Below are 14696 nucleotides of genomic sequence, written 5' to 3'. Positions count from 1 at the left end.
TAAGAGTGGAATTGGACGCGACCGCGCGGTAGTAAACGGTGCACAACTTGCCGTGCAAATGGTGAAGTGTGCCTCATCAATCGACGCTGGCTAGAGAAGATTTAGCGAGCGGCGTACATATAGCGGCTCGGCCCGGTATCTCCAAGCGGAGCTGCCGGGTCGAGTCGTTGTTGCATGTTGACCAGGCTGTTGCGGCATGACAAATCAAGCGTGCCCATGAATCATCGGACACCTTCCTCATGGTTTTCGCCACATAATTCGCAAGGGTAAACATCAAACGTCTAACGTTTAAGAGTGACCATTAACTCTGCACCTACGCCCCCAATGCCCGCGAGCTCGGTGACCCGCCCGGCACCATGGATAACCGGCACGTTGGCCGTCGTAGCAGTGGTCTTGGTGGGGTTGAACCTCCGCATGGGTATTGCTTCGGCCTCACCGCTCTTCCACGAGCTTCAAGAACTACTGGGCTACGGAACCTTCGTCGCCTCGCTGCTACCGACCATCCCGGTGCTCTGCTTTGCCGTCGCCGGAGCGGCGACGAGCGTACTGATTCGCCGTACCGGACTCGAACTGGGCATTGCGCTGTCCCTGGTGCTTCTCACCGCCGGGCTCGCCTTGCGTGTCGTGGACTCGACGTGGGCGCTGTTGGCTGGAACGGTGGTCGGAATGTGTGGGTTGGCGGTCTGCAACGTGGCGATGCCTTCGTTCATTCGCGAACACCACGGACACCGTTCGGCGTCGATGACCGCCGCCTACACCACCACCATGTCGATTGGTGCGACCTTCGCCTCCGCCGTCAGTGTTCCGCTTGCGGTGCAGGTCGGTTCGCCCACTACGGCTCTGGCGCTATGGGCGATTCCCGCGAGCTTGGCATTGGTGGCCTTTATTCCGCTGGCTTTCGCCGGCGGGCGCGGCAAAACCACCACCGGCGCCCACGTTTCACCGTGGCCACTGCTGGCCACGGGCAAGGGCCTACTGTTCACCGCCGTCTTCGGTGTTCAATCGCTACTCGTGTACACGGTCGTTAGCTGGTTGCCGCATATTCTGATCTCGCGCGGCTTGGAACCGGCGGCCGCCGGACTCATGCTGGGAATCGTGCAAGGGGTGAGCATCCCGGCAGTGATGATCTTGTTGTGGATGGCCGCCAAGCCACACCTGTTGCGCCCTGCCTTTGTGTTGACCGCAAGCTGTTCCGTACTTGGCTTCCTTACCTTGTTAGTGCTTCCGGTGACTCTGTCGCTGATTTCCGCGGTGCTAATCGGTTTGGGCTTTGGGATCTTCCCTCTGGTGATGCTCATGCTGAGCCGAAGCGGCGAGACGGCGGCGGAAACCACGGCGCTGTCCACGGTGGCGCAGTCGGTGGGCTACTTGATCGCCGCAGTGGGTCCTTTCGCGCTTGGCCTGTTGCAGGGCGTTCTTGGCTCATGGACGGTTGGGTTGGTGATCGTGCTGGTGCTGGCCGTTATTCAGTTGGTGTTCTGCTACAAGCTCGGCGGGTTGCGCACCGACGCCGACCGGCGACAGCTCATTGAGGTCGATGGCGCCGCGCCGGAGGCACGATCATGAGCACGTCGGCGATGCGCCCGCCATTGGCCGGCGAAGTGATGACCAAGCTACGCCAGGACGTGGCCAATGGGCGGTGGGCCGTGGGTCAGCGAATCCCGGCCGAGCCTGAGTTGATCGCCGAATTGGGTGTTTCACGTGGCACATTGCGCGAAGCCATTAAAGCTCTGGCGCACTCGGGCATCTTTGAGGTGCGCCGCGGCGATGGCACCTACGTGCGAGCCACGAGCGAAATCTGCGGCACCGCACAACGGGTGTACCGCGAGCATTCGGACCACGACGTGTTGCAGGTGCGCTTCGCCCTGGACACCCAGGCGGCGCGGCTGGCTGCCCGGGCCAGTGACCAAGAGGTCATCGAACGGCTCAGGGACTTGCTGGATCAGCGTAGTGATGCCTGGCAACGTCAGGACTTTTCGGCGTGGTCGCAAGCGGATTGGGCCTTCCACCTTGAGGTGGCCCGCGCCTCGGGGGTGCCGCTACTCCACGAACTCTATGAGAGTTTCGGAGATGTCTTTCACGGCACCAAGATGTCCCAGCGCCTCGCCGAAGGTTTTGACGGGTGCCTCCGTGAAGGACATGAAGCGCTCGTCGAAGCCATTGAGGCCGCCGATGACGAGGCTGCCGCCCGTACGGTGATCGCGAACCTTGACTACTGCATGGGCTGGATGCCCTAAGCTTGGCCGCGCGGTCCGTGGGAACCGGCGCCACGGCGCTGGTCGAGCAGGTGATCGAGCAATGGCTCAAGCACGGCCATCCCATCGCGCACCCCGCCGCGGGAGCCAGGAAGATTCACGATCAAGGTGTTGCCGGCAAAGCCGGCCACGCCGCGGGTTAGCACCGCAAGCGGCGTCTGGGATTCACCGCGGCGGCGAATAGCCTCTATGATGCCGGGCAGTTCCACGTCCAATAAACCCTGGCTCTGCTCTGGAGTGGCATCGCTCGGTGATACACCGGTGCCTCCGGTGGTAATCACCACGTCGTCGTGCCGTTCTACCGCCGCCCGCAAGGCTTGGCCAACCGGGTCCCCATCGGCGACCACCTGAGCGGCGTCGAGTTCGAACCCTCGCCCGCGCAGCCAGTCGACGAGAACCGGGCCGGTCAGATCCGCGTTCAAACCGGATGCGGCGCTCGTGGAGGCCACCACCACCGTGGCCCGACGGGTGGGGTTGCTAGCCGGTGACACCACGGTCCCAATCTCCGCTTTTGCCTCCGGACTTGGCCAGTACCTGAACGTCGGTGACCTTGGCGTGCTTGTCCACGGCCTTGGTCATATCGTAAAGCGTCAGTGCGGCCACGCTGGCGGCCGTCAACGCCTCCATTTCGACGCCGGTGACGCCCTTGGTGGTCACCGACGCGGTCACGCGCACGGTATCGCCCTCGGCGGCAAAGTCCACCGAAACTTTGGAAATGGGTAGCGGATGGCACAGCGGGACAAGTTCCCAGGTGCGTTTGGCGGCCATAATTCCGGCCACACGTGCCGTGCCTAGCGCCTCGCCCTTGGGCAGGTTGCCGGTCATCAGCTGTTCGATCACATCGGGGCGGGTGACGAAGAGCGCCTGAGCGGTTGCGACCCGTTTGGTAACGGCCTTATCGCTGACATCAACCATATGGGCGCTGCCATCGGCGCGCAGGTGGGTGAGGTTTGAAGGCTCAGACATTTAAACTCCAGGTGTCGATGCGTGATCCGGCCGGCAGATGTGAAACTCCGACCGGAATATGGACTAATGCGTCCGCGTTGGCCAGGTCGTGAATGAGGTGTGAGCCGGGGTCGAGCACGCGCACTCGACCATGTTCGAAGACGGCTCGGCGCACCTGATGCTTATGTTCGGGCGAATGAACCTCGCTGGCCAGCACGGCGCTACGGCTGGCCGGTTCGGGCAGGCCGGCCAGCGATCGTAGCAGGGGAGCGAGGAACAGTTCGGCCGACAGGTACGCACTGACCGGATTACCCGGGAAGCAGAGTACCGGCAAGGTGGGGCCCTGTGAGGAGTTGAGCTGTGCGAAACCTTGCGGGCCCCCGGGTTGCAGGGCCACGTGATGGAAGGTGCCGCCGAATGGTTCGAGACCTTGCCGCACCACTTCGAAAGCACCGGCACTGATACCGCCAATGGTCAGTACCAGATCGACCCGGCCGGCATGCTTATGTAGGTGCGCGGTAAATCCCTGCGAGTCATCCGGTAGCCGCGCGGTACTGACCTGTGCTCCGTAACCGCGCAACAAGGCCGCCAACATCGGTGAGTTCGCGTCGGGGATGCGCCCGGAGTGCAGCTGCTCGCCGGGGGCAGCTAATTCGTCACCGGTAGTGCACAGCAGGATTCGTGGAGCGCGACGCACCGGGACTTCATGGATCCCGCTCGCGGCGAGGGCACCGATGAGGGCTGGGGTCAGTCGCGTGCCGGCTTCGGCCAGCAGGGTTCCGGCCGGTAGCTGGTCGCCGATCGGGCGGATGAAGCGCCCCGCGGCGCTTGGCGAACTGAAACTGACGTTGCCGCTTGGCGTTCCCTCACCGGGGCGAACCAGGTCGGTGAACACCCCAGGGTCGGTATCTTCGACGGGTACCACGCTGTCGGCTCCCGCGGGGATCTCGGCACCGGTCATGACCGGGGTGGCCGTCCCTGGCTGGTGGATTACCTGGGCGCCGCCGGCGGCCGCGGTAAAACCCAGTGGCAGGGTGACGGGGTGACTCGTACTGGCCTCGGCAAGGTCCGCGGCGCGGACCGCGAAGCCATCCATCTGCGAATTCGTGAAGGACGGGATGGGCAGGCGGGCATGCATCGCTCGGGCCAGGGCACGGCCCGGTAGCGACTCGCTGGACAGTGGCAGTAGCTGCGTGGGCCCGGTATCGATCGAATCGAACGCCGCGGCGAGAAGCTCACGCACTTCGGCACGGTGGTTTTCGAGGGTGCAAACCATGGCTGGTGCTATCCGCCGGCGAAGGGCGGTAGTACGTCTACGGTGATGGCCGCACCGCCGTCGGCGGCTTCGAGCGCGCCGTCGTCGCGGCGTACCGTCCCGTTGACGAGGAAACTGCCGCTACGTAACACCTTGGTCATTGCCGCACCGTATTTAGCGGAGAGCGCGGTGCGCAGCTCGGCCAGCGTGTTCGTGGCGGGCCAGCGCTCCTCCTCGACCCCTGCGGCCTCGGCGGCCGCGGCGAAGTAGCGAATTTGGATCTCGGTCATGCCGCCATACTATCGCCCACGCCACATCACGCGTGAGCCCGTGAACCGCTTGTTTCGGTGCCGCTGGCCCGGCACTGAGCGCGAGCTACGCGCCCAACGAAGCGATCGAGACGACGTTGACTCCATCCTTGCGCCGGTAGGAGTAGTCGGTGTTGGTCAGAATTGTCAGTCCCTTGCAGGAGTCGGGCGCATCGACGTTATTGGCGAAGGTTTTCAAGGACTTGGCCGCCTGATCCAGAACATCGGGATGTTGCCCGAGTTTGATCTCGAAGCCATGCCACGAGCCATCATCGAATTGTGCGATAGCGTCGACCTCGTGCCCCTGGGAGTCTCTGGCGTGGAAGATCCGGGCATCGCGGGCATCGGCAAAAACGCGGAGGTCGTGTACCACTTGTGACTCATAGAGTTCGCCCGTGAAGTTCAGATTCTGCATGAGCACCTGAGGCGACGCCGAGAGTGCGGCGACGGCGAGCGAGGGATCGGCCAAGTGGCGTTTGGGTTCCTTGCGTAGCGTGGCAGAGGAGCGTAGATGGGTCGACCACGCTGGTTGTGGTTCGCTCAGGTGAGCGCGTTCAAGCACGTCCAAATCTAACCGTACGGTGTCCCGCGTGGTGTCGACGTCGCGCGCAAGGGATGCGATTTTGATTTCACTCGCGGTTGAACGAGCCAGCGAGCGGAACAGGCGAGCGATGCGGGCCGGGTCTTTGATAGGACCTTGAATCGTTTTGACCTCTATGTAGGCGAAGTTCCGTAGGTAGTCCCTGTTCGATGCAATGGCATCATCCAAGGATCTATTTTGAAGGCCCGGCCAGCCGCCCCGAGCTAAACGGTCAATGAGGTCTGAAAGCTCCAGTTTGTTTTCGGCACACGAGGGTTCCACGCCGGCGATCAGGTCGGCGAAGCTCAGAGATCCCGTCGAGTGGCCGGTCTCTTGGAGGGTCATACTTCGCATACGCAGGCGCGAGAATCTCCCTGCTCCGGAATGCCTGGACGCCTCGGCCGCAGGGACCGTTGACCCGGCCAAGATGAATTGCCCGGTGGACTGTCGTTCGTCTACGGCTCGTCGAGCATGATTCCAAAGCTCGGGATATAACTGCCATTCGTCAAGCAGGCGTGGAGTTGGACCTTCAAGTAGTAGTCCCGGGTTGATGGAATACAGCGCATCGACGTTTGGGTCTGTGTCCAAGAAACTGTGGCTTTTGCTGGCTTGGAGGCAGGTGGCGGTTTTCCCGCACGCCTTGGGGCCTTCGAGCACCACGGCTCCACTTCGTGATAGGGCGGATGCTAATTGAGTGTCGATAGTCCGAGCCATGTACTTCATAGCTAACTCTCCAAATACACTAGTCAAATGGGCTAATCTTCATCTTGTAAGTATTTCACTCGCCACTTTGAAACAATTCTACTCGTCACTTTGAGGCATTTCTACTCGTCACTTTGAAACCTCTCTACTCGTCACTTTGAAGTTGCGCGATGCAAAGGCTAGGCGCTTCTACGGGACGCAGACAGAGCGGCGAAAGCTGTTGCGGACTATATTTCGGTGTCTGTCACCGACCACGTCGCAGTCCTGAAAGCCGGGCAAGGCAGGACGCGAGAGCGGGGAGTCGACCTCCAGCGCCGGTATTGGCCGATAATGTCCTGAATCGGCCGCGTGCCAGCAAGCGGTGGGCGCGGGCACTAGATGGCCCCCGAGCCCTTGCTGACGAAGACGACTCTCTGCGATTGATCCGCACTCGGAAATGCGTAGACTTTCGGTGAATGCGAGCGAGTACGTCGCAGATCGCCAAAGGAGTTGTATGGGACGCAAGATTGTGCGCCAGCGGATTATCCGCGCCACCGCCGACGGGGTACGCCGGCCCCGGGATGAACGCCTCGCGGGCGAAGAGCCCCTAGAAATCCGCTTTGGTTCGACCGCGTTCACCACATCAATGCGTACTCCCGGGGATGATTTTGACTTGGTGGCCGGGTTTCTCGTCGCCGAGGGGATCGTGCGCTCGCCGGAACATCTGGTCTCCATGCGCTACTGCGCGGGCACCGATGAGCAGGGAAATCAGACATATAACGTCATCCAGGTGCAGTTGGGTTTTGGGGCAGAGGTTCCGGATCTGAGCGCGGCCCGCAATGTGGTGACCAGTTCGGCCTGCGGTATCTGCGGCACGAATTCCATTGATGAGGTGCGCAAGAAGTCCCCGCACGAACTTGACCTCGCGTCGGCGCGGGTAGAACTGGGCGTATTGCTGGGTATGCCCGACACCCTGCGCGATGCCCAGAAACTGTTCTCCTCCACCGGTGGCGTCCACGCCGCGGGACTTTTCGATCTCAATGGCCGTCTGCTGATCCTCCGGGAAGACGTCGGACGACATAACGCGGTGGATAAAGTCATCGGCGCGGCCCTGCGCTCCGGGAAACTTCCGCTACGTGATTGCGTCCTGCAGGTCTCCGGCCGTGCCTCCTTCGAGCTAGTTCAAAAAGCCGCGATGGCCGGAATTCCGGTACTGACCGCCGTCAGTGCGCCCTCATCGCTGGCCGTTGCGCTCGCCGAGGAATCGCAGATGACCTTGGCGGCCTTTTCGCGCGGCAGCAGCGTCAACCTCTATACCCACACGGATCGTATTTACTAGCCGTTGAAGCCGGTGTTTACCGGGTACCTGAACCTAGGGTGTGGCACGGGGAACCTGGGAGCGAACGAAGACATTACGGTGGGGGAGCCACGTGCTGTAATGCGAATCACTCCGGAGCTAGAACTGCGTAGAATTTTGCCTTATGAAGCAACGTGAGCACGGCGCGCCGCCGCCCGCCGTCCACCCTGCAGCGCAACTGGACGATGACCGTCGGGCGCGAGCCCAACGCCAACTGCTATTGCCGGGATTCGACGAGGTCGCCCAGCGGCGACTGGCTAACGCGAAAGTACTAGTGATCGGTGCCGGGGGACTGGGCAGCGCCAGCGTCCCCTACCTCGTTGGGTCCGGGGTGGGCACCATCGGACTGGTCGATGACGATGTGGTGGAGCTGTCCAACCTCCACCGCCAGGTCGCCCACACCACCGCGAACCTCGGCGTGGCCAAAACCGAATCCCTCGCCCAGGCCGCCACGGCCTTGGACCCGGGGGTCAGAATTATCGAACACCGGGTGCGGCTGGATTCCACGAATGCGCTGGAGATCTTTGCCGACTACGACCTAGTCATCGACGGAAGCGATAACTTTCCCACGCGATACTTGGCCAATGATGCGGCTCAGCTGAGCAATATCCCCTTGGTCTGGGGCGCCATTTTGGCAACCCACGGTCAAGTCGGATTGGCCTGGCACGCCTACGGGCCGGGATACCGCGACCTGTTTCCCGACCCGCCCAATCCCGGCGAGGTACCAAGTTGTGCCGCCGGTGGTGTGCTCCCGGGTCTATGCGGCACGGTGGGAAGTCTGCTCGCCACCGAGGCGCTGAAGGTCATCACCGGATTGGGCGAGCTACTGCTCGGTCGGGTTCTGGTCTACGATGCGCTGGCCGCTCGGACCCGGGAGATCCCATACGCCAAGGACCCCGGCGGGCAACAAGTCACCGAGCTGATCGACTATGAACTGTTCTGCCGCGGCTCCGACCCCGAACCGGAGGGGCTGTCGGCTGCCGAGTTGGCCGCACAGCTGCGTGCGGGGCATACGCCGTGGCTGTTGGATGTGCGCACGCCGGCCGAGCGCCTCGAGCATCGGATCCGCGGAGCGCACGCTCTCGAGCTGGATGATCTGCAAGAGGCGATCGATCAGGACCGTGCCCTTCCCGAGCTTGAGGCGGCCGACGAGATCACCATTTACTGTGCCCGGCAGCCGCGCTCCATACGCGCGGCACAGCTTGTGGCCGGGCGGGGCCTACGGGCTCGGTACGTTATCGGCGGCATCTTTGCCTTCGAAGAGCGCGCCCCAGAATTTATTGAAAGCGGCCCGCTGGCGGACGCACGACATCAGGAGAATCTGAATCTATGAGTGAGCACTACGCGCTGATTGCCGACCAGCCGATCGATGAGGTGGCCGTGCGAGAGGCCGTTGACGGGCCAGATGCTGGCGCCGTGGTGATGTTCCACGGGATTGTGCGCAATCACGACGGTGGAGAGTCGGTGCGTGGGTTGGACTACTCGAGCCACCCGCAAGCCACCGCCTTCCTGGAGCAGATCGTCGCCGAGGAAGTTGAGCGTAGCGGGGTGCGTTTGGCGGCCGTGCACCGGGTGGGTGAACTGGCTATCGGCGACGCTGCGTTGGTGGCGGCCAGCGCCGCCGCACACCGTGGTGAGGCCTTTGCCGCGCTCGAGCAGCTGGTGGAGCGGATTAAGTTCGAGGTGCCGATCTGGAAGCGGCAGCACTTTGAAACCGGAACGAGTGAATGGGTGGGGCTCTAGCCAGCGGGCGCCGCTAAGGCGTTGTCGGATTAACCAAAACGGCCCCACTGTCCATCGGACAGCGGGACCGTTTCAGATCATCACTCGCACCTTCATGAGGTAATTACCACTCTACAAGTGGAGTCTATGGGCAAGCTGAGCCATGCCTTGGGGATAGCTTCGGGTCGGCTGGTGAAATAACGAGTACGTCGTTCGGGGTGCTACGGGACGTCGCGGTCGTCGCTCGGTTACGATGCCACAGACAGGGATTACCGCCACCCCGAGGGAGGTCATCGTGCGTGAAGCCGGTGAGCAGGACCCGGACGACGCCGACATCGATGGATTGGCCGAGGAACTTGGCGTGGATCCAACGAAGTCACGCAAAATGCCGGTTCAGATGATCGCACTCGCGTTGGTGATCAGCTTTCCTTTTCTGAAGATCTTCTATGTCACGCAGAGTTCTGCCATTGCCGGCGAGGTCATTCGTCTGCTCGGGCCGATGGGTTGGATCGATACGGTCATCGATAACATCTTGCGCTACCCGTTGCTGTTCTTATTGCTCTATGCCCTGATCAGCGGCTCAAGCTTGCCGAAACTAGTGCGTTCCACAGCACGCCGATTGCTCGGGCATCCAGATGTGCGACAACAGAATTCACGTTCGGTGACACTGCTACTCGACCTGGTGGCCCCGGGAATTGGCTTCTTGTGGGGTTTGGTGCTGTTCGGGCCGGTTTGGGCTCTGGCTATTGCCGCCGCGACGCTCGCCTTTAGTGCGCCGAGCGATCTGTTCATCCTGCGCAACATCTTCCGGGTACGCAAAGGGCTACGACCCTCCAGTGATGAGCGGAAAGTGCGTGGAATCGAACGCGTCATGTTCTACGTCGCGGCCACCTTATTGCTGCCCCTCGCGCTGGCCCATACGGTACTCGATGGTGAGGCGTGGGCCTCGGTGCGTAGCTGTGCGGTCGAATCGGTGACGCAGGGAACCCATACCGCCCGCATCGTTGAAATATCCCGTGGTGGGATGGGCATCGTCACGGCGTGGGAGATCGGAACCAACAATATTGTGGCCGGCAGCGGCTGCGTCGATTCCTCCTACGCGGTGCGCGAGGCACTGTGGGAGCGCAACTAGCCGCCGATATACGACATTTCGATGCGTCGACGGTTGCCGGGTGCCAGCGCCGCACGAATCTCCGAGTAGTTGTCGTCGCGCGCCGACCAGACCGCGGTCAGTGCGTTGGCGATGTATTCGTCGTCGGCGCCGGAGCGGAGCATTGCGCGTAGATCGGTGCCTTCCGCGGCGAACAGGCAGGTATATAGCTGGCCTTCGGCCGAGACTCGGGCGCGGGTGCAGCTTCCGCAGAAAGCCCCGGTCACCGAGGAGATGACGCCGATTTCCCCGCCGCCATCCACGTAGCGCCAGCGTTTGGCGGTTTCTCCAGGCTGGGCGGCGGCCATCGGTTCGAGCGGGTAACGCGCCGAAATGCGCTCCACGACCTCGGCGGAGGGCACCACCTCGTCGAGCTTCCACCCGTTCGTGGCCCCGACATCCATGAATTCGATGAAGCGCAGAATATGTCCGGTGCCGCGGAAGTGCTCGGCAAGTTCGAGGATTTCGTCGTCGTTGACTCCGCGCTTGAGAACCGTATTGATTTTCACCGGGCCCAGCCCGGCGCGCTCGGCCGCGTCGATCGCCTTCAGTACCCGGGCCACCGGGAAGTTCACGTCGTTGATGGCCTTGAAGCGTTCCTCGCGCAAGGAATCCAGGGAGACCGTGACTCGGTTCAGTCCCGCTTCCTTCAGCGCGGCGGCTTTGACGGCCAATGCCGAACCGTTGGTGGTCATGGCCAGATCCACCGGTTCTCCCTCGGGGGTGCGCAATGCCGCGAGTCGTGAGATCAGATCTTCGACGCCGCGGCGCAGCAACGGCTCGCCGCCGGTGATGCGCAGCTTGGTCACGCCGCGGGCCACCACGATGCGCGCTAGGCGTTCAATTTCCTCGAAACTCAGTAGCTCCGAGCGGTCGCGGAAGACGAAATCCTGACCGAAAATCTCCTTGGGCATGCAGTAAACGCAACGGAAATTGCAGCGATCGGTGATCGAAATGCGCAGGTCACGCAGGGCGCGGCCGCGGGTATCGGACCATGTGGGATCCGGCTCAAGAGTGGTCATGGATTCACCTCCAAAAAACGTCGCGAGATTCGCGTAGATATCGTGGCCCAATTCACAGCGGGCATTTCATGGTACCGGAACAAACCAGGCGCAAGCACCATCAGATGCCGATTCATGACCGAGTAAGGCGTGTGAGCGTTTCGCTAGTCCGGGAGATCTGTTCCGGGGAGACCCGGCAGCACCCGCCGAGCAGGCGTACGCCCCTGGCGAGCAGGGCCTCGACCGCCTCCGGCAAGTCCGGCTCGACACCACCGGGGCGCCATTGCCGGGCCTGATGGTCCCAGATCTCCGCGCCATTCGGGTAGGCCAGCAGCGACACGTCCAGTTCCTGACCTAAGATATCCAGGGCCTCAAGCACGACCGAAACCGGGGCGCAGTTCACGCCCACGGCCAACAGGTTCCCGCGCTCGCGGATCACCTGCGCGACCTGCGAAAGGGTGCTGCCATCACCCAGCACCACGCCCCGTCCCGTTTCGTCGCGGCGCACGGCCAGGCTCAGCGCTGCCGGGGTCTTGGTGCCGGCTAGTTCGTCGAGCAGCGCGACTACCTCGGGCAGGCTGGGCACCGTTTCGGCCAGCAACAGGTCGGCCCCGGCGGCATCCAGACTGGCGATACGTGGGCGATGCCAGGTCGCTAGCTCATCCTGCGTGAGCCCGTAGGCGCCGTCATATTCGGTGCCATGCCCCGGGCCGGCACCATAGGGGCCGACCGACGCGGCCACCCACCGTTGCCTCGCTCCAGCATCGAACTCTGCGGCCGCGTGGGCCAACTGCACGCTGCGCCGCAGCAATTCCGGTGCCTGGGCCGCATCCAACCCGGCGGCGGCCAGTGCATCCGCACTGACTTGGTAGGAACAGGTGGTGGCCAGCTGTGCCCCGGCGGCAAAGAAATCTTGATGGGCCGCGCGAACCTCGTGCGGATTCTCGCGCAAAATGTGCGCCGACCACAGCGAGCCGGTGATGTCGTTGCCGCGCTCGGCCAAATGCGTGCCGAGACCGCCGTCGAGGAGCAGTGGGCGGGGAGCATTGGCGGCTAGGGCCGCGGCCAAGGAGTCGGTGGGTGCGGGGGTACTCACCCTTCGAGGCTATACCTCCAGCGTTGTCCCGCCCAGTGGATGAACGGCCGGTGACATCAGATGATGGCGTGCGGCGAAATTACTTTTCCAAAATCTGTGGCGCGGCTCACAGTTCACTGCTAATCTCGGTAACTGTCTATGGCGGGCACCCGACTACGGGTCGCTATCTACCGGGCGTGAAACTGATCCATTTCAGCAGATGGGCCGGCGTCGATGCCTGGGTTGCCAAGGCCGTGGCCGCTGGACTCATCGAGAATTTGAGGAGTCGCGCAATGAGTGTCGCAACTACCGGCCACGACTATTTGTCCATGGCCATCGAGATCGCCACCACCAATGTCCGCAACGCCGGCGGACCTTTCGGGGCGGTGGTTGTCGCTCCGGATGGTCGGACCTTCGAGGGGGTCAACCGCGTCACCGCGAATAACGACCCCACGGCCCATGCCGAAGTCGTCGCCATCCGCACCGCCGCCCAAGAATTGGGTACCTTCAACCTCAGCGGCTGTGTGCTCTATTCCAGCTGCGAACCCTGCCCTATGTGCCTAGCCTCGTCGCTGTGGGCCCGCATTGACCGAGTGGTCTTCGCCGCCGACCGTCACGACGCCGCGGCCGCCGGGTTCGACGACGCGGTGTTCTACGACTACTTCGAGCCGGAGTCTGACCGTAAGCTCATGCCGGTCGAACGCGCCGGTGATGGTGAGGAGCGACTCAAGCCATTCAAGGTTTGGGACTCCCTCGAAACCCGCACCGACTACTAAGGGTGCGATCACAATGTCGACGACAGGTCAGTCGCAGGTAGAACCCCGCAAGGTCGGGAATACGCGCGCGGCACGGTCCACAGCCGTCGGTTCCGGTGGCGCCGGCCCGCGCGGCGTGCTCGATGCCTACTTCCGCATCACCGAGCGCGGTTCAACTCTCGCCCGCGAATTCCGCGGCGGGATCGTCACCTTCTTCACGATGGCCTACATCGTGATTCTTAACCCGTTGATCCTCGGCGGATTTAGCGCCGACGCCGCCCCGGTGGATGTGGCCGGTAGCTGGCTGCCGGCCGAGCAGGTCGGCGCCATGACCGGCCTGACGGCTGGGGTTATGACCATCCTCTTTGGACTGGTGGCAAACCTTCCCTTTGGGTTGGCCGCCGGGCTCGGGATCAACTCCTTCCTCGCGGTGTCGGTGATTCAGGATGTCACCTGGCCCGAAGCCATGGGGCTGGTTGTGATCAACGGTGTGCTCATCGTGATTTTCGGACTCACCGGCATCCGAACCGCGATTTTCCACGCCATTCCCAAGGATCTGAAGGCCGCCATCACGGTGGGTATCGGTCTGTTCATCACCTTCATCGGATTTGTGGACTCCGGATTCGTCACTCGGACCCCGGCCGGCCCACCGGTGCAGCTGGGCGATAGTGGTTCCATTGTCTCCATCCCCACGATGATCTTCGTGGTGGGGCTGCTCATCATGGGCGCGCTGGTAGCCCGCGGGGTGCAGGGCGCGATCCTCATCGGAATCGTCATCTCCACGGTGCTCGCGGTGATCGCCGAGGCCGTGCTGAAGATTGGCCCGGCCACCGCGGATAATCCGCATGGCTGGCATCTGAATACCCCGGTGTTGGCCGGACAGTTTGCCTCGCTACCGGATATGTCGCTGGCCGGAAACTTTGACCTCTTTGGCTCCTTTACCCGCATCGGGGCGCTGGCGGCGACGATGCTGGTGTTCACCTTGGTGTTCACCAACTTCTTTGACGCCATGGGCACCATGACGGGTTTGGCGAAGAACGCCGGCCTGGCCCACAAGGATGGGACCTTCCCACGGCTCAAGGCGGCCTTCGTCGTCGAGGGTCTGGGTGCGGTTTCCGGTGGTATGGGCTCCTCCTCGTCGAATACCGTCTACGTGGATTCGGCGGCCGGTATTGGTGAAGGCGCGCGAACCGGTTTGGCGGCAATCGTCACCGGACTGCTGTTCCTTGGGTCGATGTTCTTTACCCCGTTGACCTCCGTGGTGCCGATCGAAGTTGCCGCGGCGGCGCTGGTGCTGGTTGGCACGCTGATGTGCGCACAGATTCGGGAGATCAATTTCAAGCGCTTCTCCTCGGCCATGCCGGCCTTCCTGACGCTGATCACCATGCCGCTGACCTATTCCATTGCCAATGGCATTGGAGCGGGCTTCATCGCCTGGGTGGTGGTCAACACCGCGGCCGGACGGTACCGGAAGATTCACCCGCTGATGTGGATCGTTGCCGCGGGATTCCTCGTTTACTTTGCGCGCGGCCCGATTACCACGCTGTTGTCCTGAGCGGGCACGTCACCGAAGCTCTTCCCAGTTCGATGTGAGCTTTGACATACTGGGTAG

At 62.6% G+C, this 14696-nt stretch carries 15 protein-coding genes; 8 read left to right on the top strand and 7 right to left on the bottom strand.

Going from position 1 to position 14696, the window contains the following annotated elements:
* Positions 1-324: 324 nt before the first annotated feature.
* Both ACYU0X_RS15140 and ACYU0X_RS15135 read left to right on the top strand, forming a co-directional pair.
* On the top strand, positions 325-1566 hold the full coding sequence (locus ACYU0X_RS15140) for an MFS transporter (RefSeq protein WP_461902823.1): 1242 nt from the start codon (positions 325-327) through the stop codon (positions 1564-1566).
* Positions 1563-2237 (top strand): FadR/GntR family transcriptional regulator, encoded by a 675-nt coding sequence (locus tag ACYU0X_RS15135; protein WP_461901567.1) that lies wholly within the window; start codon positions 1563-1565, stop codon positions 2235-2237. Before ACYU0X_RS15140 ends, ACYU0X_RS15135 begins: the two co-directional genes overlap by 4 nt.
* On the opposite strand, the gene ACYU0X_RS15130 is transcribed toward ACYU0X_RS15135, so the two are convergent.
* The 5 genes from ACYU0X_RS15130 to ACYU0X_RS15110 form a co-directional block, all read right to left on the bottom strand.
* A complete protein-coding gene (locus ACYU0X_RS15130) occupies positions 2234-2749 on the bottom strand; it encodes a MogA/MoaB family molybdenum cofactor biosynthesis protein (RefSeq protein ID WP_461901566.1) in 516 nt (171 codons plus the stop codon). The genes ACYU0X_RS15135 and ACYU0X_RS15130 overlap by 4 nt on opposite strands.
* Positions 2733-3221 (bottom strand): cyclic pyranopterin monophosphate synthase MoaC, encoded by a 489-nt coding sequence (moaC, locus tag ACYU0X_RS15125; protein ID WP_309409600.1) that lies wholly within the window; start codon positions 3219-3221, stop codon positions 2733-2735. Before moaC ends, ACYU0X_RS15130 begins: the two co-directional genes overlap by 17 nt.
* The gene (locus ACYU0X_RS15120; protein ID WP_461901565.1) at positions 3214-4476 is read right to left on the bottom strand and encodes a molybdopterin molybdotransferase MoeA; all 1263 of its coding nucleotides are present in this window, start codon (positions 4474-4476) and stop codon (positions 3214-3216) included. Before ACYU0X_RS15120 ends, moaC begins: the two co-directional genes overlap by 8 nt.
* Positions 4477-4484: 8 nt before the next feature.
* Entirely contained in the window at positions 4485-4745 is a 261-nt protein-coding gene (locus ACYU0X_RS15115) for a MoaD/ThiS family protein (RefSeq protein WP_418907585.1), read from the bottom strand.
* 85 nt (positions 4746-4830) lie between these two features.
* On the bottom strand, positions 4831-6057 hold the full coding sequence (locus ACYU0X_RS15110; RefSeq protein WP_461902821.1) for an ATP-binding protein: 1227 nt from the start codon (positions 6055-6057) through the stop codon (positions 4831-4833).
* Between the two features lie 481 nt (positions 6058-6538).
* Here ACYU0X_RS15110 and fdhD point away from each other — a divergent pair, with 481 nt between their 5' ends.
* The 4 genes from fdhD (at position 6539) to ACYU0X_RS15090 (ending at position 10235) form a co-directional block, all read left to right on the top strand.
* Positions 6539-7363, top strand: coding sequence for a formate dehydrogenase accessory sulfurtransferase FdhD (gene fdhD / locus ACYU0X_RS15105; protein WP_461901564.1), 825 nt, complete (start codon positions 6539-6541; stop codon positions 7361-7363).
* A gap of 142 nt (positions 7364-7505) precedes the next feature.
* On the top strand, positions 7506-8714 hold the full coding sequence (locus ACYU0X_RS15100; RefSeq protein WP_461901563.1) for a ThiF family adenylyltransferase: 1209 nt from the start codon (positions 7506-7508) through the stop codon (positions 8712-8714).
* Positions 8711-9124 carry a molybdenum cofactor biosynthesis protein MoaE gene (locus ACYU0X_RS15095; protein ID WP_461901562.1) on the top strand — a complete coding sequence of 138 codons (414 nt, stop codon included), beginning with the start codon at positions 8711-8713 and terminating at the stop codon, positions 9122-9124. The genes ACYU0X_RS15100 and ACYU0X_RS15095 overlap by 4 nt, the downstream gene beginning before the upstream one ends.
* 232 nt (positions 9125-9356) lie before the next feature.
* Entirely contained in the window at positions 9357-10235 is an 879-nt protein-coding gene (locus ACYU0X_RS15090) for a hypothetical protein (protein ID WP_461901561.1), read from the top strand.
* Here the strand turns inward: ACYU0X_RS15090 and moaA are convergent.
* On the bottom strand, positions 10232-11275 hold the full coding sequence (gene moaA, locus ACYU0X_RS15085; protein WP_461901560.1) for a GTP 3',8-cyclase MoaA: 1044 nt from the start codon (positions 11273-11275) through the stop codon (positions 10232-10234). The two genes, ACYU0X_RS15090 and moaA, sit on opposite strands and share 4 nt — an antisense overlap.
* A gap of 112 nt (positions 11276-11387) precedes the next feature.
* Positions 11388-12350 carry a homocysteine S-methyltransferase gene (gene mmuM / locus ACYU0X_RS15080; RefSeq protein WP_461901559.1) on the bottom strand — a complete coding sequence of 321 codons (963 nt, stop codon included), beginning with the start codon at positions 12348-12350 and terminating at the stop codon, positions 11388-11390.
* A 272-nt stretch (positions 12351-12622) separates the two neighbouring features.
* On the opposite strand from mmuM, the gene ACYU0X_RS15075 reads away from it, so the two are divergent.
* Both ACYU0X_RS15075 and ACYU0X_RS15070 read left to right on the top strand, forming a co-directional pair.
* Positions 12623-13105 (top strand): nucleoside deaminase, encoded by a 483-nt coding sequence (locus ACYU0X_RS15075; protein WP_309409586.1) that lies wholly within the window; start codon positions 12623-12625, stop codon positions 13103-13105.
* Between the two features lie 13 nt (positions 13106-13118).
* Complete coding sequence (locus ACYU0X_RS15070; protein WP_461901558.1) at positions 13119-14639, top strand: NCS2 family permease; 1521 nt, start codon at positions 13119-13121, stop codon at positions 14637-14639.
* The last annotated feature ends 57 nt before the right edge of the window (positions 14640-14696 follow it).

This window comes from Glutamicibacter sp. X7, assembly GCF_054889245.1.
The sequence above is the reverse complement of the archived record's forward strand: the minus strand, read 5'-3'. Positions and strand labels throughout refer to the sequence as shown.